The organism is Streptomyces sp. NBC_00287, from assembly GCF_036173105.1.
Taxonomy (GTDB): Bacteria; Actinomycetota; Actinomycetes; order Streptomycetales; family Streptomycetaceae; genus Streptomyces.
Window position 1 is genome coordinate 5,830,813 of record NZ_CP108053.1, and the last position, 16,929, is coordinate 5,847,741.

18 protein-coding genes are annotated in these 16,929 nt (G+C 70.9%); 9 read left to right on the forward strand and 9 right to left on the reverse strand.

The annotated features are described in order from the left end of the window. Positions 1-25: 25 nt before the first annotated feature. The 4 genes from OHT76_RS26680 to OHT76_RS26695 form a co-directional block, all read right to left on the reverse strand. Positions 26-730 carry a hypothetical protein gene (locus OHT76_RS26680; protein ID WP_328873379.1) on the reverse strand — a complete coding sequence of 235 codons (705 nt, stop codon included), beginning with the start codon at positions 728-730 and terminating at the stop codon, positions 26-28. A 43-nt stretch (positions 731-773) separates the two neighbouring features. Further along, a complete protein-coding gene (locus tag OHT76_RS26685) occupies positions 774-1,511 on the reverse strand; it encodes a hypothetical protein (protein ID WP_328873380.1) in 738 nt (245 codons plus the stop codon). A 99-nt stretch (positions 1,512-1,610) separates the two neighbouring features. Further along, a complete protein-coding gene (locus tag OHT76_RS26690) occupies positions 1,611-2,477 on the reverse strand; it encodes a hypothetical protein (RefSeq protein ID WP_328873381.1) in 867 nt (288 codons plus the stop codon). Then, positions 2,470-3,072: an RNA polymerase sigma factor gene (locus tag OHT76_RS26695; RefSeq protein ID WP_443049837.1), complete on the reverse strand. Its 603-nt coding sequence runs from the start codon at positions 3,070-3,072 to the stop codon at positions 2,470-2,472. Before OHT76_RS26695 ends, OHT76_RS26690 begins: the two co-directional genes overlap by 8 nt. A gap of 100 nt (positions 3,073-3,172) precedes the next feature. Between OHT76_RS26695 and trpS the strand changes: the two genes are divergently transcribed. Continuing rightward, positions 3,173-4,186 carry a tryptophan--tRNA ligase gene (gene trpS / locus OHT76_RS26700; RefSeq protein ID WP_328873383.1) on the forward strand — a complete coding sequence of 338 codons (1,014 nt, stop codon included), beginning with the start codon at positions 3,173-3,175 and terminating at the stop codon, positions 4,184-4,186. A 136-nt stretch (positions 4,187-4,322) separates the two neighbouring features. Then, positions 4,323-4,901, forward strand: a complete 579-nt coding sequence (locus OHT76_RS26705; protein ID WP_328873384.1) for a 2'-5' RNA ligase family protein — start codon at positions 4,323-4,325, stop codon at positions 4,899-4,901. Here OHT76_RS26705 and OHT76_RS26710 read toward each other — a convergent pair. Further along, on the reverse strand, positions 4,898-5,653 hold the full coding sequence (locus tag OHT76_RS26710; protein WP_328873385.1) for a decaprenylphospho-beta-D-erythro-pentofuranosid-2-ulose 2-reductase: 756 nt from the start codon (positions 5,651-5,653) through the stop codon (positions 4,898-4,900). The genes OHT76_RS26705 and OHT76_RS26710 overlap by 4 nt on opposite strands. 21 nt (positions 5,654-5,674) lie before the next feature. Continuing rightward, entirely contained in the window at positions 5,675-7,030 is a 1,356-nt protein-coding gene (locus OHT76_RS26715; RefSeq protein ID WP_328873386.1) for an FAD-binding oxidoreductase, read from the reverse strand. Between the two features lie 133 nt (positions 7,031-7,163). Here OHT76_RS26715 and OHT76_RS26720 point away from each other — a divergent pair, with 133 nt between their 5' ends. The 4 genes from OHT76_RS26720 to OHT76_RS26735 are packed head-to-tail and all read left to right on the forward strand — an operon-like array spanning position 7,164 to position 10,069. Beyond that, complete coding sequence (locus tag OHT76_RS26720) at positions 7,164-7,706, forward strand: phosphatase PAP2 family protein (RefSeq protein WP_328873387.1); 543 nt, start codon at positions 7,164-7,166, stop codon at positions 7,704-7,706. Next, positions 7,699-8,682 carry a decaprenyl-phosphate phosphoribosyltransferase gene (locus OHT76_RS26725; protein ID WP_328873388.1) on the forward strand — a complete coding sequence of 328 codons (984 nt, stop codon included), beginning with the start codon at positions 7,699-7,701 and terminating at the stop codon, positions 8,680-8,682. Before OHT76_RS26720 ends, OHT76_RS26725 begins: the two co-directional genes overlap by 8 nt. After that, entirely contained in the window at positions 8,679-9,176 is a 498-nt protein-coding gene (locus OHT76_RS26730; RefSeq protein WP_443049838.1) for a GtrA family protein, read from the forward strand. The genes OHT76_RS26725 and OHT76_RS26730 overlap by 4 nt, the downstream gene beginning before the upstream one ends. Beyond that, positions 9,164-10,069, forward strand: a complete 906-nt coding sequence (locus OHT76_RS26735; RefSeq protein WP_328873389.1) for a YihY/virulence factor BrkB family protein — start codon at positions 9,164-9,166, stop codon at positions 10,067-10,069. The genes OHT76_RS26730 and OHT76_RS26735 overlap by 13 nt, the downstream gene beginning before the upstream one ends. Here OHT76_RS26735 and OHT76_RS26740 read toward each other — a convergent pair. Next, on the reverse strand, positions 10,023-11,318 hold the full coding sequence (locus OHT76_RS26740) for a D-alanyl-D-alanine carboxypeptidase family protein (protein WP_328873390.1): 1,296 nt from the start codon (positions 11,316-11,318) through the stop codon (positions 10,023-10,025). The genes OHT76_RS26735 and OHT76_RS26740 overlap by 47 nt on opposite strands. A 91-nt stretch (positions 11,319-11,409) precedes the next feature. Between OHT76_RS26740 and OHT76_RS26745 the strand changes: the two genes are divergently transcribed. The 3 genes from OHT76_RS26745 to OHT76_RS26755 all read left to right on the forward strand — a co-directional run bounded on the left by OHT76_RS26745 (position 11,410) and on the right by OHT76_RS26755 (position 14,638). Continuing rightward, positions 11,410-11,652 (forward strand): SCO4848 family membrane protein, encoded by a 243-nt coding sequence (locus tag OHT76_RS26745; RefSeq protein WP_186281261.1) that lies wholly within the window; start codon positions 11,410-11,412, stop codon positions 11,650-11,652. A gap of 37 nt (positions 11,653-11,689) precedes the next feature. Beyond that, positions 11,690-12,916 carry a metallophosphoesterase gene (locus OHT76_RS26750; RefSeq protein WP_328873391.1) on the forward strand — a complete coding sequence of 409 codons (1,227 nt, stop codon included), beginning with the start codon at positions 11,690-11,692 and terminating at the stop codon, positions 12,914-12,916. A 165-nt stretch (positions 12,917-13,081) separates the two neighbouring features. Beyond that, positions 13,082-14,638: an ABC transporter substrate-binding protein gene (locus tag OHT76_RS26755; protein WP_328873392.1), complete on the forward strand. Its 1,557-nt coding sequence runs from the start codon at positions 13,082-13,084 to the stop codon at positions 14,636-14,638. Here OHT76_RS26755 and OHT76_RS26760 read toward each other — a convergent pair. Further along, positions 14,615-16,084 carry a sensor histidine kinase gene (locus OHT76_RS26760; protein WP_328873393.1) on the reverse strand — a complete coding sequence of 490 codons (1,470 nt, stop codon included), beginning with the start codon at positions 16,082-16,084 and terminating at the stop codon, positions 14,615-14,617. The genes OHT76_RS26755 and OHT76_RS26760 overlap by 24 nt on opposite strands. Then, positions 16,081-16,770, reverse strand: coding sequence for a response regulator transcription factor (locus OHT76_RS26765; protein ID WP_328873394.1), 690 nt, complete (start codon positions 16,768-16,770; stop codon positions 16,081-16,083). The genes OHT76_RS26760 and OHT76_RS26765 overlap by 4 nt, the downstream gene beginning before the upstream one ends. Positions 16,771-16,929 lie beyond the last annotated feature (159 nt).

A 16,929-nucleotide genomic window follows, 5' to 3' on the forward strand; every position in this document is an offset into this window, starting at 1 on the left:
TTGAGTTGTCAAAGAACGGCGACTCTCACAGATCGATGAGCTGCTGTCGTGGCTCCTCCCGCGGCGGTCCCCCTCCAGGGCGGGCCGCCGCGCGGCGTATCGCGAGCGTGCCGCCCACCCCGGTCGCGAAGCCCACGGCAAGGCCCGGTATCGCCCACCACACGGCGTCCGCGGCCGGGACCGAGCCGTCGGCCCCGGCCGCGGAGCCGCTCGCCGGTGCGCCGAGCAGGCCGGCCCGGTCCAGCCGCTCGAAGACCGAGCGCGGCGCCCGATGCCAGCGGATGTCGTCGTCCTCCACATCCGGCGCCGGATCCGAACGCACCCACGGTGTGCCGTCCTCGGCGACGAGCAGCTGATCCTGCCGCTCTATCGCCACGTCACCGCCCGGCGGACTGTCGGTCATGGGCCAGCCGCCCACTCCCGTCAGGCCCCACACCACCGTGATCCGCACGGGCGGATGCCGGCCCTCGGTCCAGGCCTCGGGCACCTGCTCCGTCCCGGTGTACATCGGCTCCAGCAACTGCCACAGCCGGGCGAACCGCGGCTCGCCGGACCGCACCGCGGTCGGCTGCCCCGCACCGCCCGCGACGACCATCGCCAGATCGGGCGCCTGACCTGCGCTGCCGGCCGCCCCGGCCGCCGGTGCCCCGCCGCACAGAGCCAGCGCCGCCGACACCGGCCCCAGCAGCGCGAGCCGCGCCGCGACCCGCCGCCCCCAACAGCCCCTCATCCGTCCTCGACCTCCCCCTGTCGATCCCATCCGCCCGACGACCTCACGCGTCCAGCAGCTCCTGCCGGGGCCCCGATTCCCCCTTCCGACCGCCCAGCGGCAACCGTGTGGCGAAGGGCCGCAGCGTCAGCGCCATCACCGCCCCGGCCGCCCCGCCGGGCAGGGCCCACCACCAGTCGGTGTCCTCGCTCGTCCGTGATGCCGCCGGCCGGGGCGCCGGGGCCGCTTCCGCCGGTGCCGCCGCCTCCGGCGCGGGCCCGCTCTCCTCGGTGATCGTGTACATCTCCCGGAGCGAGAAGGCCGACAGGTCCTCGCCTCCGTCGCTCTTGCCCAGCACCCCCAAGTCGCTCAGCAGGGCCCGCAGCCGCCCGGGGTTCGGGGCGCGGTGCCAGCTGCCCTTCGTCGGCTCGGTGATGTTCATCGACTGGTGCACCCAGACGTCCTCACCGTCGACGACCGGGAAGATCCAGTCGACCCTCCAGGGATCCACGTCGTGTATGAGCCAGGTGACGTTGACGCGCCGGTCGGCCATCACGCCCCTGGGCGGGGCGCCGAGAGTGCCCGCCTGGAGCAGGGACTCCAGCTGGTTGTACTCCCGGTCCGAGTAGTACAGCCCCGCCGTCTCCCCGGTCTCCGGCGAGGTCAGGAACGCGCTCGTCGGCCCCCCGGCCGCAGCAGGCTCCGCACCCCACACCAGCATCGCCAGCGTCACCGTCAACGCCCCGGCCGACGCCGTCAGTCGACGCCATACGTCCCTCGGGCCAAGCACTCGCCTGCGCATCCGAACCCCCAAGCAGTCGATCGCCGTGCGGCCCGTCCGCGAGCCGCGTGTCACTTCTGGTACACCGCCCGACCCGCCGGGGTTCCCACCCCAGCCCGACTATTCGGAGGACTTCTCCAGCGACTTCGCGATCTCCACCGCCCGCTCCTTCGACGTCACGCCCTCCAGCCGCAGTGTGCGGGTGTCGTCGTCCGCCGTGCCCGTCCCGTGCATCCACAGCAGCGTCGGTCCGGCCGTCCGCTCCTTGCGTGTGTAGGGAGACCCGTCCGCACCCACCAGCCAGAAACTCAGCAGATGCGGCCGCGCGAACCACAGAGCGGGCTCCGGCACCGAGGCCCCGTCCAGCGTGATCCACTCCGGCTGCTCGCGCACGGTCTTGATGAAGCCGGTGTCCAGGCGCGCCGAGAACTCGTCCAGCCGTATCGTCCGCCCGTCCTCCTGCCAGCACAGGCTCACCAGGAACCGCCCCCGCGGCTCGCCGGTCACCGTCACCGCGTCCGGCGCGCCCAGCTCCGGCGGCACGACCGGCGCGAACCCGGCCCGGCGCTCGGCCTGCGCCAGCGACACCGAGCCGGAGCGCTCACAGCGAGGCACGTCGGCGCTCGCCGAAGGACGGGCCGACGGGTCGTAGCGCACCTCGACCCCGCCGAAGTCGAACCAGTCGAAGACGGCCGCCCGCACCGGGGGCGTGAGCACGAGCACCGTGAGCAGACCGCACAGCACCGCGGTCAGTGAGCGCCACCGCGCCCGCGTCCAGCGCCGCGCCCAACGCAGCCGCTCCCCGGCCCCCGCCGGCTCGGCCACCGGCACCGGGACCTGCTCCGCCAGTATCTGCCCCAGCACCCGCTCGACCATCGTCTCGGCGCCGTCCGACCCCGGCCGGTCCAGGGACCGTCCGAGCGACCGCAGCTCCTCCGGCAGCCCGGGGCCGCCGTCACCGTCGTACGAACCGCGCTCCTCACTCATGCTCCTCACCCCCTTCCCCGGGCTCGAAGTCCGGCAGCAGTTTGCCCAGCCTGCGCAGGGCGCGATTGAGGCGGGATTTCACCGTCCCCCGGGGCCAGCCCAGGGCCTGGGCCGTCTCCGGCTCGTCCATCTCCAGCAGATAGCGGTAGGTGACGACCAGACGGTGCTCCTCGCTCAGCTTCTCCAGGGCGGCCAGCAGGGCCGCGCGGCGCTCTATGTGCAGCGTCGCCACCGCCGGGTCCGCCGATTCCGGTATCAGCGGCTCGGCCTCCACGAGGGCCGCCTCCCGGCCGGCGAGCGTGCGCTGCCGGGCCGCCGTACGCACTGTGTTCCTCGTCTCATTGGCCACGATCGACAGCAGCCACGGCCGGAACGCCGAGCCGTGCCGGAACCGCCCCAGTGCGCAGTACGCCTTGACGAAGGCCTGCTGCACCACGTCCTCCGCGTCCGCACCGGCCCCGAGCGCGGCGGCCGCCCGTAGCGCGATGCCCGTATGGGCACGCACCAACTCCGCGTACGCCTCCGGCTCTCCGGCACGTACACGAGCGATCACCGCGGCCTCATCGACGATGCGGCCCCCCTCCCGCGTTCTCACACTCTTGTTACACCGCAGGAGACGGATCGGTTCCCACCTGTTGCCGACCAGTTCGCCATCGGTTCCGGATCGGGCGGCCGGACCTGAGAGAATGGTGAGCATGGCCTCTGATCGTCCCCGCGTGCTCTCCGGAATCCAGCCCACCGCAGGCTCGTTCCACCTCGGCAACTACCTCGGCGCCGTCCGTCAGTGGGTGGCCCTGCAGGAGACCCACGACGCGTTCTACATGGTCGTAGACCTGCACGCGATCACGGTCCCGCAGGATCCCGCGGAGCTGCGCGCGAACACCCGGCTGGCCGCCGCCCAGCTCCTCGCGGCCGGTCTCGATCCCGAGCGCTGCACGCTCTTCGTCCAGAGCCATGTTCCCGAGCACGCCCAGCTCGCCTGGGTCATGAACTGCCTCACCGGCTTCGGCGAGGCCTCCCGCATGACCCAGTTCAAGGACAAGTCCGCCAAGCAGGGCGCGGACCGGGCCTCCGTCGGCCTGTTCACGTACCCGGTCCTCCAGGTCGCCGACATCCTGCTCTACCAGGCCAACGAGGTCCCGGTCGGCGAGGACCAGCGCCAGCACATCGAGCTGACCCGCGACCTCGCCGAGCGGTTCAACGGCCGGTTCGGCGCGACCTTCACGGTCCCCAAGCCGTACATCCTCAAAGAGACGGCGAAGATCTACGACCTTCAGGAGCCGTCGATCAAGATGAGCAAGTCGGCGTCCACGCCGAAGGGCCTGATCAACCTCCTCGACGACCCGAAGGCCACCGCGAAGAAGGTCAAGAGCGCGGTCACCGACACCGACACCGTCATCCGCTACGACGCCGAGAACAAGCCGGGCGTCAGCAACCTGCTCACGATCTACTCGACCCTCACGGGCGCGGGAATCGCGGAACTGGAGCAGAAGTACGACGGCAAGGGCTACGGTGCGCTCAAGACGGACCTCGCCGAGGTCATGGTCGAGTTCGTGACGCCGTTCCGGGAGCGGACCCAGCAGTATCTGGACGACCCGGAGACGCTCGACTCGATCCTGGCCAAGGGCGCGGAGAAGGCGCGTGCCGTCGCCGCGGAGACGCTGGCGCAGGCCTACGACAGGGTCGGCTTCCTGCCCGCCAAGCACTGAGGCGTACCCGCACAGACGTACTACTGGGCAGAGCGCTGCACATCACTACGGTTGCGCCTGCCCGCAGCACAGCCGTGGCCGTACAGTCGATAGCCGACGGCTGAGAGAATCAACCGTCACGACGACAGGAGACGACGTGGGGACCGTAACGATCGGCGTGTCGATCGCGGTCCCGGAGCCTCACGGCAGCCTGCTCCAGGAGCGGCGCGCGGGCTTCGGCGACGCCGCGGCTCACGGCATCCCCACGCATGTCACGCTGCTGCCGCCGACAGAGGTGGACGCCTCGCTGTTGCAGGCGATCGAGACGCACCTCGTCGAGGTCGCCGCCTCGGGGCGGCCGTTCCCCATGCGGCTGTCCGGCACGGGGACCTTCCGGCCCCTGTCGCCGGTCGTCTTCGTCCAGGTCGTCGAGGGGGCGGCGGCCTGTTCGTGGCTGCAGAAGCGGGTGCGGGACGCGTCCGGTCCTGTCGCGCGTGAACTGCAGTTCCCGTACCACCCGCATGTGACGGTCGCGCACGGTATCGACGAGGCGGCGATGGACCGCGCGTTCGAGGAACTCGCCGACTACGAGGCCGAGTGGCCCTGCACCGGGTTCGCGCTCTACGAGCAGGGCGCGGACGGCGTGTGGCGGAAGCTGCGGGAGTTCGCCTTCGGCGGGGCGGTGGTGCCGCCGCAGGCCAGTCACGTCGAACGTGGATCGATCCCGGCGAGTTAGACCGGCAGCCGTCGGAACAGCGCCCTGGGCATGTGCCGCAGCGTCGACATCACCAACCGCAGCGCACCCGGTACCCACACCGTCTCCGCGCGGCGCCTCAACCCCAGTTCGATCGCCGTCGCCACGGCCTCCGGAGTTGTCGCCAGGGGTGCTTCCTCGAGGCCGGCCGTCATCTTGGAGCGTACGAAGCCAGGGCGTACGACCATGACGTGGGCGCCCGTGCCGTGGAGGGCGTCGCCGAGGCCCTGGGCGAAGGCGTCCAGGCCTGCCTTGCTGGAGCCGTAGATGAAGTTGGCGCGGCGGGCGCGTTCGCCGGCCACCGAGGACAGGACGACCAAGGAGCCGTGGCCCTGGGTCTGGAGGGCACGGGCGCAGATCAGGCCCGCCGAGACCGCGCCGGTGTAGTTCGTCTGGGCCACGCGCACCGCGGCCAACGGCTCGCGTTCGTCGTGGGCTTGATCACCGAGGATGCCGAACGCCAGCAGGACGAGGTCGATGTCGCCCTCGGCGAAGATCTTGCCGAGCACCCACTCGTGGGACTCGGTGTCGAGCGCGTCGAAGGCGACGGTATACACCTGGGCGCCCAGGGCGCGCAGTTGCTCGGCCGACTCCTCCAGGGCGGGCGTCGGACGCCCCGCCAGCCACACCGTACGGGTGCGCCGGGCGATCAGCCGGCGGGCGGTGGCCATCGCGATCTCGGACGTGCCACCGAGGACGAGCAGGGACTGGGGGAGGCCGAAGGCGTCCTTCATGACGGCTCCTAAGGGGGAGGGCTAGAGACCGAGACGGCGGGAGAGGTCCGAGGTGAAGACCCCGCGCGGGTCCGCCTCGCCGCGCAGGGCGCGGAAGTCGGCCACGCGCGGGTACATCGCGGTGAGGAGCTCCGGGCGCAGCCGGGAGTCCTTGGCGAGATAGACGCGGCCGCCGGCCGTGGCCACCTCCTCGTCCAGTTCGTCGAGGAAGGCGCCGAGGCCGGGGAGGCCGGCCGGGATGTCCAGGGCCAGCGTCCAGCCCGGGAGCGGGAAGGACAGCCAGCCGGGATCGGCATCCCCGAAACGCTTGAGGACGGCCAGGAAGGACGGGCACCGGTGCTCCGAGATGCGCTGCACGATCCGGCGCAGGGCGTCTTCCTGGCCGTACCCGACGACGAACTGGTACTGCACGAAGCCGCCGCGGCCGTAGACGCGGTTCCAGTGCGGGACGCCGTCGAGGGGGTGGAAGAACGTGGAGATCCGCTGGAGTTCGCCGGTACACGCGCGTGGGGCCTTGCGGTACCAGAGTTCGTTGAACAGGGCGACCGTGCGGCGGGTGAGCAGACCCTCGGGGAAGAGGGCGGGCGGGGACGGCAGTTGGGAGGGACGGAAGGCGAGCGGGTCCCTACGCGCGCGTGTGCCTTCGCGCAGGGCCTCGAGTGGGGCGTGGTCGCCGCGGGTCAGGATCGCGCGGCCGGTGGCGCCGCCGCGGGCCAGGAGGTCGATCCAGGCCACCGAGTAGCGGTAGCGGTGATCGGTGGCGGTGAGGCGGGCCATGAGGTCGTCGAGGTCCGTCGCGCGTTCGGTGTCGACCGACATCAGCGAGGTCTCGACCGGCAGCAATTGGAGGGTGGCCGTCAGGATCACGCCCGTCAGACCCATGCCGCCCGCGGTCGCGTCGAACAGGGGGGTGCCGCGGCTGACGGTGTGGATCTCGCCGTCCGCCGTGAGCAGTTCGAGGGAGCGGACATGCCGGGAGAAGGAGCCGGACACATGGTGGTTCTTGCCGTGGATGTCCGCGCCGATCGCGCCGCCGACGGTCACCTGACGCGTGCCGGGCGTCACCGGCACGAACCAGCCGAGCGGCAGCAGCACCTCCATCAGACGGTGCAGGGAGATGCCCGCGTCGCACAGGACGGTGCCGTCGTCGGCGTCGATGGCGTGCACCCGGTCCAGGCCCGTCATGTCGATCACGGCCCCGCCCGCGTTCTGCGCCGCGTCCCCGTACGCCCGCCCCAGGCCTCTGGGGATGCCGCCCCGGGCCCCGCACGCGCGGACGGCTGCCGCGGCCTCCTCGTACGTCCGTGGACGGATCAGACGGGCGGCGGTGGGAGCGGTGCGGCCCCATCCCGTGACGGAAACGGTGTCGGCAGGCATGTCGGCGACCGTATCGCCGGTTAACGAGCGATTGGTTGTGAAACATCCCATCCCTCCCCGAAATGGGTGATTAATGGGATGTCGCTCAATATTGCCGGAGTTACGGCGAGGTCGGCGTGAACAGTGAGTCCGCATGGACCACCTGGACCACCGAATCCTTTCGGCGCTGCGTATGTACGGCTGCGACCCGCGCGTCGCCGGCGCCGCGCGCGCCCTGTCCTGGGCCGGCGAGCACGGTGCCGTGTGGCTGGCGGCGGGCCTCGCGGGAGCCGCCGTGGACGGTGCTCGGCGCGGCGCGTGGTTGCGCGGAACCGCGCTCACCGCGGGCGCGCACCTCGTCAGCATGGGTGTGAAAAGGGTGGTGCGCCGCCCCCGCCCCGCGCACATCGACCCCCTCGTACACACCGCGGGCCGCCACTCCTTCCCCAGCTCGCACGCGGCCTCCGCCACGGCAGCCGCGGTCGCCTTCGGCATGCTGGGAGCGCGCGGCAGACTCGGGGCACACGCAGCCCTCACCGCAACCCGCGCCGCCCTCCCACCCCTCGCCACCGCCATGTGCCTCTCCCGCCTGATCGTCGGCGTCCACTACCCCTCCGACGTAGCGGCAGGCGCGGCCCTGGGGGCGCTCACGGCGCGTGCAGGTGCGCGCTGGATGAGAGGCGGCGCACATGACTGAGACCGCGCCACTCACCGGCACCGCGCGCGGCACCGGAGAACCCGCGCTCCTGGAACAGCGCACGCCCCCGCGGACCGGCACCCCGCCCCCCGACCGCGGCCTCCTGCGCGGCCTGCTCAGGACCGCCCGCCCCAAGCAGTGGGTCAAGAACGTCCTCGTCGTGGCGGCCCCCGCGGCCGCGGGACAGCTCTTCACCGCCCGCGCCCTCACCCAACTCGCCCTCGTCTTCGCCCTCTTCACCGCCTGCGCCGCCGCCGTCTACCTGATCAACGACGCCCGCGACGCCGAGGCCGACCGCGCCCACCCCACCAAACGGCATCGCCCGGTCGCCGCGGGACAGGTCCCCGTACCGGTCGCCTACGCAGTCGGCGGCGCCCTCGCCGTCCTCGCGCCGGCCGTCGCCGCATGGCTGAGCGAGCCCCTCGTCGCCGCCCTGCTCACCGCCTACCTGGGCATGCAACTGGCGTACTGCGTCAGCCTCAAGCACGTCCTCGTCGTCGACCTCGCCGTCGTCACGACCGGCTTCCTGATGCGGGCCATGGTCGGCGGGCTCGCCCTCGGTATCCCGCTCTCACGCTGGTTCCTGATCACGACGGGCTTCGGCGCACTGTTCATGGTGTCGGCCAAGCGCTACTCCGAAGCCGTGCAGATGGCCGGAAAAGCGGGCGCCACGCGCGCGTTGCTCACCGAGTACACCACCGGCTATCTCCGCTTCGTCTGGCAGCTCGCGGCCGGGGTCGCCGTCCTCGGGTACTGCCTGTGGGCGCTGGAGGAGGGCGGCGTCCCGCACACCAGCGTGCTGCCCTGGCGGCAGTTGTCCATGGTCGCGTTCATCCTCGCGATCCTCAGGTACGCCGTCTTCGCCGACCGCGGCACGGCGGGCGAACCCGAGGACGTCGTGCTGGGGGACCGCGCCCTCGCCCTGATCGCCCTCGTCTGGATGGCCATGTACGGCCTGGCGGTGGCCAATTGGTGAGCCCGCGCGCGTGGGGAGGCCGTTCGCCGAACACGCCCCCTCCAGCGCACCGCTCGCCGCACACGCCCCCCTCGCCGCACCGCCGTGAACTGCTCGGCTTCGCCGCCGTCGGCCTGCTCGCCTACGCCGTCGACACCGCCGTCTTCGTCGCCCTGCGCGGCCCCGCCGGGCTGGACCCGCTCACCGCCAAGGTGCTCTCCTTCGTCGCCGGCTGCTCGGTGGCCTACGCGGGCAACGCGCTCGGCACCTATCGGCACACCCGCCCGCGGGGCCTGCGCCCCTACGCCGCCTTCTTCGCGGTGAACGTCGCCGGGGCCGCCGTACAACTGCTCTGCCTGACCGTCAGCCACTACGGCCTCGGGCTCACCTCCCCGCGCGCGGATCTCGTCTCGGGCGCCGGAGTGGGCATGGCTCTGGCGACTGTCCTGCGGTTCTGGGGAACCCGGACATGGGTCTTCCGTAGCGAGGGGAGAGTCGGATCATGGACTGGCTGAAAAAGCTCCCCGTCGTCGGGCCGCTCGTCGCCCGGCTGATGACCACGCACGTGTGGCGGTCGTACGAGCGCATGGACCGGGTGAAGTGGACGCGGCTGGCCGCGGCGATGACGTTCACCAGCTTTGTCGCGCTGTTCCCGATGCTGGCCGTGGCCGCCGCCATTGCCGCGGCGACGCTGAGCCAGGACCAGCAGGACACGCTGGAGGAAAAGATCGCCGACCAGGTGCCCGGCATCTCCGACCAGCTGAACATCGACGGCCTGGTGGACAACGCCGGCACCGTCGGACTCATCGCCGGCGCCCTGCTGCTGGTCACCGGCATCAGCTGGGTCGGCTCCATGCGCGAGAGCCTGCGCGCGGTGTGGGCGCTGGACGACGAGGAGGAGAACCCCGTCCTGCGCAAGGCCAAGGACGCGGGCGTCCTGGTGGGCCTGGGCGGCGCCGTGCTCGTCACGATCGCCGCCTCCACCGTCGCCTCCGCGATGGTCGGCTGGATCACCCGCGAGCTCGGCATCGACGAGGGCGGCTGGGGCGGCATCCTGCTGCGCGTCCTCGCCTTCTCGATCGCCGTCCTCGCCGACTTCCTGCTGCTGCTCTACGTCCTCACCCTGCTGCCCGGCGTCGAGCCGCCGCGCCGCCGCCTGATGGTGGCCGCGCTGATCGGCGCGATCGGCTTCGAACTGCTGAAGCTGCTGCTGAGCGGCTATATGCAGGGCGTGGCCGGGAAGAGCATGTACGGCGCCTTCGGGGTGCCGGTCGCCCTGCTGCTGTGGATCAACTTCACGGCGAAACTGGTCGTGTTCTGCTCCGCCTGGACGGCCACGCCCAGCAAGGCGGAAGAGGGTGTCACCGACGACGGCGTACCAGATCAGGCAGCGGCCACCGGCGGTTGACCAGGAAGGCGCCGGCCGCGAGCAGCACCAGCAGACCGCCGGTCATCGCGAGCGCGATCCCGATGCCGCTGGAACCGCCCTCGGCCGCCGCGCCCACCACCGGCTTCTGCGACGACGAGCTGTCCCCGGACCCGCCCGCCTCACCGGAGCCGGAGCCCGAGCCGGAATCGTCATTGGCGCCCGGCTGCGCGCTCGCCTCGGCCGCGCCCTTCGGCGGCACCAGCTCACCCACCGGCTGGACCTTGCCGGCCGCCTTGAAGCCCCAGTCGAAGAGCTTCGCGGTCTCCTTGTAGACCTCGTTGCTCTCGTCCTTCTCCGGGTTCATCACCGTGACGAGCAGCACCTTGCCGTCGCGCTCGGCGACACCGGTGAAGGTGGCGCCCGCGTTGGTGGTGTTGCCGTTCTTCACGCCCGCGATGCCCTGGTAGACCGGGATGTCGGAGTCGCCGCTCAGCAGCCGGTTGGTGTTCTGGATCTCGAAGGACGTACGGACCGACTTGCCCTTCTTGTTCCTCTTTGTCTCGCCCGGGAACTTCGCGCTGACCGTCGAGCAGTACTCGCGGAAGTCCTTCTTCTGCAGCCCGGATCGGGCGATCAGGGTCAGGTCGTACGCGGAGGAGACCTGCTCGGGGGCGTCGTAGCCGTCGGGGGAGACCGCGTGGGTGTCGAGGGCCTGGAGCTCCTCGGCGTGCGCGTTCATCTGCGCCACGGTCTCCTTGATGCCGCCGTTCATCTTCGACAGCACATGCACGGCGTCGTTGCCGGAGCGCAGGAAGACGCCCAGCCACAGATCGTGGACGGTGTAGGTCTCACCCTCCTTTATCCCGACCATGCTGGAGCCGGACCCCACATCCACCAGGTCGGAGGGGACCACCCTGTGCTTGGTGGAGGAGGGGAACTTCGGCAGCAGGGTGTCGGCGAACAGCATCTTCAGCGTGCTCGCCGGAGCCAGCCGCCAGTGCGCGTTGTGCGCCGCGAGCACCTCGCCGGACTCGGCGTCGGCGACGATCCACGACCGCGCGGACAGGTCCTTGGGCAGCACGGGCACCCCGCTCGCCAGCTCGACCTGTGTCCCCGGCTGCCCGAGCCGCTCACCGCCCACCGTCGACATGTTCGCCGGGGGAGTGGCGGACGGCGTCGGTGACGGACTCGGGGCCGCGTACGAGACGGGCACGCTCAGCGCCAGGGACGAAAGAACGGCGGAAGTGACCAGCAGTGATCGCCTGGTGGTCTTCTGGGGTGCGGACACGGACGAGAACGTACAGGGCACAGCACGTGAAGTCCCGCCCCGACCCCCACCCCGGCCACGGAACCGGACAGGCGGCGGCGATACTGAACGTATGAAGCTCAGCCGCCCCGTCTCCTGGTTCCTGCTCGCCTTCGGGGTGTGGAGCTGGGTCATCTGGATCACTTTCGTCAAGAACCTCGTCAAGGACGGCAGCGGGCTCGCGTTCGACGACGCGGGCGACCCGACGGGCTACTTCTGGGTGCACCTGCTGCTCGCGGTCGTCTCCTTCGTATTGGGGACGGTCGTCGGGGGCATCGGGTTGCGCGGAGTGCGCGCATTGCGCCGGACGTCATAGCCGGACGTCACAGAGACAACAAAGGGATACGACTTACGTGGTCATCGTCTTCTTGGTGCTCGTCCTGGCGGTCATGGTGACGGCCAACTGGTACGTGTGGCGCCGCCTGTTCCGCGACACGACCAGCGGCCCCGGCTGGGTCCGCCGCGCGGGCGCCGCGCTCGTCGCGGGCGGCTGGGTGATGGCCTTCGGCGCGCTGATCGCCGAGCGCACCGGCGCGCCCTTCTGGCTCCAGCGCGTGCTGGCGTGGCCGGGCTTCCTGTGGCTGGCGCTCTCGATCTACCTGCTGCTGGGGCTGCTGGCGGGTGAGGCCGTACGACCGCTGCTGCGCCGCCTGCTGGAGCGGCGCAAGCCCGCCGAGGTGCCCGTACGGCAGGCCGAGCCGGTGTCGGTCGGCGCGCCCCCGGCGCCCGAGCCCGAGGACTCCGGCCTCCTCGTCGCCGCCCCCTCCCGCCGCCTCTTCGTCTCCCGCGTCATCGGCGGCGCCGCCGCGGCAGTGGCCGTCGGGACCGTCGGAGTCGGCACGTACGGCGTCCTGAACGGGCCGAGCGTGAAGCGGGTCACCGTTCCGCTCGCCAAGCTCCCGCGCGCGGCGCACGGTTACCGCATCGCGGTGGTCAGCGACATCCACCTGGGCCCGGTCCTCGGCCGGGGCTTCGCGCAACGGGTCGTCGACACCATCAACTCGACCCAGCCCGACCTCGTCGCGGTCGTCGGCGACCTGGTCGACGGCAGCGTGAAGGATCTTGGCCCGGCGGCGGCGCCCCTGCGGCAGCTCAACGCCCCCGCCTACTTCGTCACCGGCAACCACGAGTACTTCTCGGGCGCCGAGCAGTGGGTCGAGGAGGTACGGCGGCTCGGCCTGCTCCCGCTGGAGAACGCCCGCACCGAACTGCCCTGGTTCGACCTCGCCGGCGTCAATGACATCGCGGGCGAGGACGAGGGCCAGGGCCCCGACTTCGCCAAGGCGCTCGGCGACCGCGACCGGGCACGCGCGTGCGTGCTCCTCGCCCACCAGCCCGTCCAGATCCACGACGCTGTCGAGCACGGCGTCGACCTCCAGCTCTCCGGCCACACCCACGGCGGCCAGCTCTGGCCCGGCAACCTCATCGCGGCCGGGGCGAATCCGACCCTGGCGGGCCTTGAGCGGTACGGCGACACCCAGCTCTACGTCAGCCGGGGCGCCGGTGCGTGGGGCCCGCCCACGCGGGTCGGGGCCCCGTCCGACATCACGGTGATCGAACTGGCCTCCAGGCAGGCCTGATCCTGTGTGCAAGCTGTGAAACCTGCCGGAAACACCCTTCGGTAAGTTCTTTCCCATCTCGGCCAAACTCCCCTTCCCCCAGGTGAAATACGTGTGATTAGGTGTGCGCGCCACTAGGGGAGTGGCATATGCGCTGGGGTCCGTGACGGGCCCGGGGAGGGCACCATGCGATCTGTTCGCATGCGGATTCTCGCGACGCTGCTCGTGCTGGCGGCCGTGGGAGTGGTCGGCTGGCAGATGCTGCCGTCGGAGGGTGACGAGGACCGGACCATCACGGTCGGTACGACGGACGCGGTCACTTCGCTCGACCCGGCCGGCGCCTACGACGCCGGGTCCTGGGCGTTGTTCAGCAATGTCTTCCAGACGCTGCTGACCTTCGAGGCGGGCGGCGCCTCGCCGGTGCCGGACGCGGCGGAGAGCTGCAAGTGGGCCGACGGCGGACTGCGCACCTACCGCTGTGAGCTGCGGGAGGGGCTGACCTTTCCGAGCGGACGCACGATGACCGCGGAGGACGTCAAGTACTCCTTCGACCGGGTGCGGGAGATCAAGTCGGACGTCGGCCCCGCGTCGCTCTTCGACACGCTGGACTCCGTGGCGGCCGACGGTCTGGCGGTCACCTTCCGGCTGTCCTCGCCCGACGCGACGTTCCCGTTCAAGGTGGCCACGGGCGCGGGCTCCATCGTCGACAGCACCAAGTACCCGAAGAACGGGCTGCGCACCGACAACGGCGTCGACGGCACCGGGCCGTACGAGCTGTCGTCCTACAAGAAGGGCGACAAGGCGGTCCTGGTGCCCAACGGGCAGTACCAGGGCGCGGTTCAGGAGACCGGACGGCCCATCCAGCTGCGGTACTTCGCGGACGCGGACCAGTTGGAGCGGGCCTGGCGGGGGCGGCGGATCGATGTCGCCACGCGGCAGTTGCCGCCGGACGTGCTCGCCGAACTCGATCCCGGTGACCCTGGTCAGCGGGTGTCCGAGGCGGACAGCTCCGAGGTCCGCAATCTGTACTTCAACACCCGTGAGGGTTCTCCGCTGCACGATGTGCGGGTGCGGCAGGCGATGGCTTGGCTGATCAATCGGGAGAAGCTCGCGGCGACGGTGTATCAGGGGACCGTGGATCCGCTGTATTCGCTGATTCCGACGGGGATCACGGGGCATACGACGTCGTTCTTCGAGTCGTATCCGAAGCAGGATGCCGGGAAGGCGCGCTCGCTTCTCGAGGACGCCGGGGTCGAGCTTCCCGTCCGCTTCACCTACGGCTATGCGACCGGGCGGGGCGCCGCCGCGGAGGAAGCCGCCGAGCTGAAGGCGCAGTTGGAGGCCGGTGGGCTGTTCAAGGTGACGCTCAAGGGTTATGAGTGGACCGATTTCCAGAAGCGGTGGGCCACGGGGAAGCTGGACGCGTACGGCGTGGGGTGGGTCGCGGACTTCCCCGATCCGGATACCTACGGGGCGCCGCTTGTCGGGTCCGGGGGCACCATGAACACCGGGTACAGCAGCAAGGTGGTCGATCGGCTCATTCAGGAGAGTCAGCGGTTTGCCGATCGGGGGGAGGCTGTGGATGACTTCCGTGAGGTGCAGCAGGTGATTGCCGAGGACGTGCCGGTGATTCCTCTTTGGCAGGCCAAGGAGTATGTGGTCAGCAGTGAGGATGTGGGGGGCGGGCAGTATTTGTCGGACGGGACGGGTGTGTTTCGGCTATGGCGGCTCGGGTGGATCTGACCCGTAAGTCGGAATCGTGACCGTCACGCTCAATCCCTCACCCGGCGCCGTATTCACCGCCACTTTCCCCCCGTGCGCCTTCACCACCCCCTGCACGATCGCCATCCCCAGACCGCTCCCCGCGCCTCCTCCCGCCCTGAAGAAGCGGTCGAAAATGCGCCCCGCGTCCTCCTGAGCGAGCCCCGGGCCCTTGTCCGCCACGCACAGCCGTACGATGCCGTCCTCGCGCTCCAGGCCCAGATGGACCGGCGCATCCGTCGGCGTATGGATGCGGACGTTCGTCACCAGGTTGCCCAGCACCTGCCGCAGCCCCGACTCGTCGGCCCGGATCAGGAGGGCGCCCTCCGCCGCCACCGTGATCGGGCGTTCCGGCTGTTGCATACGGAGGTCCTCCGCCGCGTCCCGGACCAGGCGGCTCACGTCCACGTTGCGGAAGCGGAGTTCGGGTTGCTGGTCGAGGCGGGCCAGGGTGAGGAGTTCGTCCACCAGGCGGCCCATTCTGTCGGCCTCCGCCATGACCCGCTCCCAGGCCCGTTTGCGCTGGTCGGGGTCGTTCAGCATGCCCTTGTCGTAGAGCTGGAGATAGCCGCGTATCGCGGAGAGCGGGGTGCGCAGTTCGTGGGAGGCGTCCGCCACGAAGCGGCGGAGTTGGGCCGCGCTGCGTTCGCGGGTGCGGTAGGCCAACTCCACCTGGTGGAGCATGGAGTTGAGGGACAGCCTTAGCTGCTCCACCTCCAGGGTGGCCTCCTTGCTGGAGGGGACTCTGCGGGTCAGATCGCCCTCCGCTATGGCCGAGGAGGTCTCCACCATGTCCTCCAGCGGGCGCATTCTGCGGCTGACGCTGAACAGGGTCAGACAGGCCAGGAGGGCCAGCAGCAGGGTGCCGAAGGTGAGGTCCAGCTTGAGGGCCTTGGCCATGCCTTCGTGCAGGGCATCGGTGGAGATGGCGATCAGGACCACCGGGCCGTCGGAGAGGCGGGCGGCGATCACCCGGTACGGGGCGCCCGCCACGTCGATGTCGCGGGGCTCCGCCTCGGCGGCCAGGGCCCTGGGATCACTGACCTCGGCGGCCACCGCGCGCTGCCGGGGCGTCGGTTTGAGCGGGCCGAGGGCCACCGCGCGGCCCTCGGAGTCGACGGCCACGAACACCGAGCCGGTCGAGCTGGGCAGGGATTCGGCGCCGCCGCCCGCGAACTGGTCCATGGCGGTGCCCAGTTCGCCCAGGGACTCGATCTGGCGCATGGTGAACCCGGCGTTCTGCAGGGTGGAGCGGGTCGCGAGGAGCTCCGAGTCGACCTTGTCCAGGAGATAGTGGCGGGCGGCCATCAGGCTGATCGCGGTCGCCGCGACGATGCCGAGGGCCAGCAGCGCCACGTTCGCCAGCGTCAGCTTGGCGCGCAGCGAGTGGATGCCGCGATGCCCCCGGCCCAGGCACCGGATCTTCATGCCAGTCCGTAGCCCACGCCCCGCCGGGTGGTGATGACCGGCGGTCCGAGGGCGTCCAGCTTGCGGCGCAGATAGCTGATGTAGGTCTCCACGACGGTCGACTCGGGCGGGGTGTGCTCGTACTGCCAGACATGCCTGAGGAGCTGCTCCTTGGGCACGATCCGGCCGCCGTTGCGCACCAGGAAGCGCAGCAGGGCGTACTCGGTGGGGGTGAGCTCGACCGAGCGGCCCGCGCGGTGCACGGAGTACGTCGACTCGTCCAGCTCCAGATCGCCGTAGCGCAGCGGTGGGCGCTGGGGGAGGACGTCGGCGGCGCGGGTACGGCGCAGGACCGCGGTGATGCGGGCGATCACCACGTCGATGTCGAAGGGCTTGGTGATGTAGTCGTCGCCGAAGCCGAGGGCGCCGACGATCTCGGCGGGGGAGTCGCGCGCGGTGAGGAAGACCAGGGCCAAGTCCGGTCGCTGTATGCGCAGTTGGCGGCCGAGGGCGCGGCCGTCGCCGTCCGGCAGCATGACGTCCAGCAGCGCCACGTCGGGCCGGGTGCGCCCGGCGAGCGCCAGGGCCTCGCGGACGGAGCCCGCGGTCATCACCTCGAACCGGTGGTAGCGCAGGGCGATGGCGAGGACGTCGGCGATGCTCTCCTCGTCCTCCACGACCAGCACGGTCCCCACAGCCGTAGTCATGCCCCCAGTATCGGCGCGACCACTGACAGCCGGGCCGGTTCCCGCTTTGGAGTTCCTTGAGAGTCAAGCCCGCCGCATGTTCGCGCGCGAGTCGCGCCCCCAATTCTGGTGTGCAGGACCTGGGGGACCGACCGACGACCGATGAAGGAGCGTTGAGCG

What these genes read in the sequence shown, in the direction of transcription:
- OHT76_RS26735 (WP_328873389.1), top strand. Translation starts at nt 9,164, where the DNA reads ATGGACTGGCTGAAAAAGCTCCCCGTCGTCGGGCCGCTCGTCGCCCGG.
- OHT76_RS26720 (WP_328873387.1), top strand. Translation starts at nt 7,164, where the DNA reads ATGGACCACCTGGACCACCGAATCCTTTCGGCGCTGCGTATGTACGGC.
- OHT76_RS26710 (WP_328873385.1), bottom strand. Translation starts at nt 5,653, where the DNA reads ATGAAGGACGCCTTCGGCCTCCCCCAGTCCCTGCTCGTCCTCGGTGGC.
- OHT76_RS26765 (WP_328873394.1), bottom strand. Translation starts at nt 16,770, where the DNA reads ATGACTACGGCTGTGGGGACCGTGCTGGTCGTGGAGGACGAGGAGAGC.
- OHT76_RS26680 (WP_328873379.1), bottom strand. Translation starts at nt 730, where the DNA reads ATGAGGGGCTGTTGGGGGCGGCGGGTCGCGGCGCGGCTCGCGCTGCTG.
- OHT76_RS26760 (WP_328873393.1), bottom strand. Translation starts at nt 16,084, where the DNA reads ATGAAGATCCGGTGCCTGGGCCGGGGGCATCGCGGCATCCACTCGCTG.
- trpS (WP_328873383.1), top strand. Translation starts at nt 3,173, where the DNA reads ATGGCCTCTGATCGTCCCCGCGTGCTCTCCGGAATCCAGCCCACCGCA.
- OHT76_RS26715 (WP_328873386.1), bottom strand. Translation starts at nt 7,030, where the DNA reads ATGCCTGCCGACACCGTTTCCGTCACGGGATGGGGCCGCACCGCTCCC.
- OHT76_RS26685 (WP_328873380.1), bottom strand. Translation starts at nt 1,511, where the DNA reads ATGCGCAGGCGAGTGCTTGGCCCGAGGGACGTATGGCGTCGACTGACG.
- OHT76_RS26745 (WP_186281261.1), top strand. Translation starts at nt 11,410, where the DNA reads ATGAAGCTCAGCCGCCCCGTCTCCTGGTTCCTGCTCGCCTTCGGGGTG.
- OHT76_RS26725 (WP_328873388.1), top strand. Translation starts at nt 7,699, where the DNA reads ATGACTGAGACCGCGCCACTCACCGGCACCGCGCGCGGCACCGGAGAA.
- OHT76_RS26690 (WP_328873381.1), bottom strand. Translation starts at nt 2,477, where the DNA reads ATGAGTGAGGAGCGCGGTTCGTACGACGGTGACGGCGGCCCCGGGCTG.
- OHT76_RS26755 (WP_328873392.1), top strand. Translation starts at nt 13,082, where the DNA reads ATGCGATCTGTTCGCATGCGGATTCTCGCGACGCTGCTCGTGCTGGCG.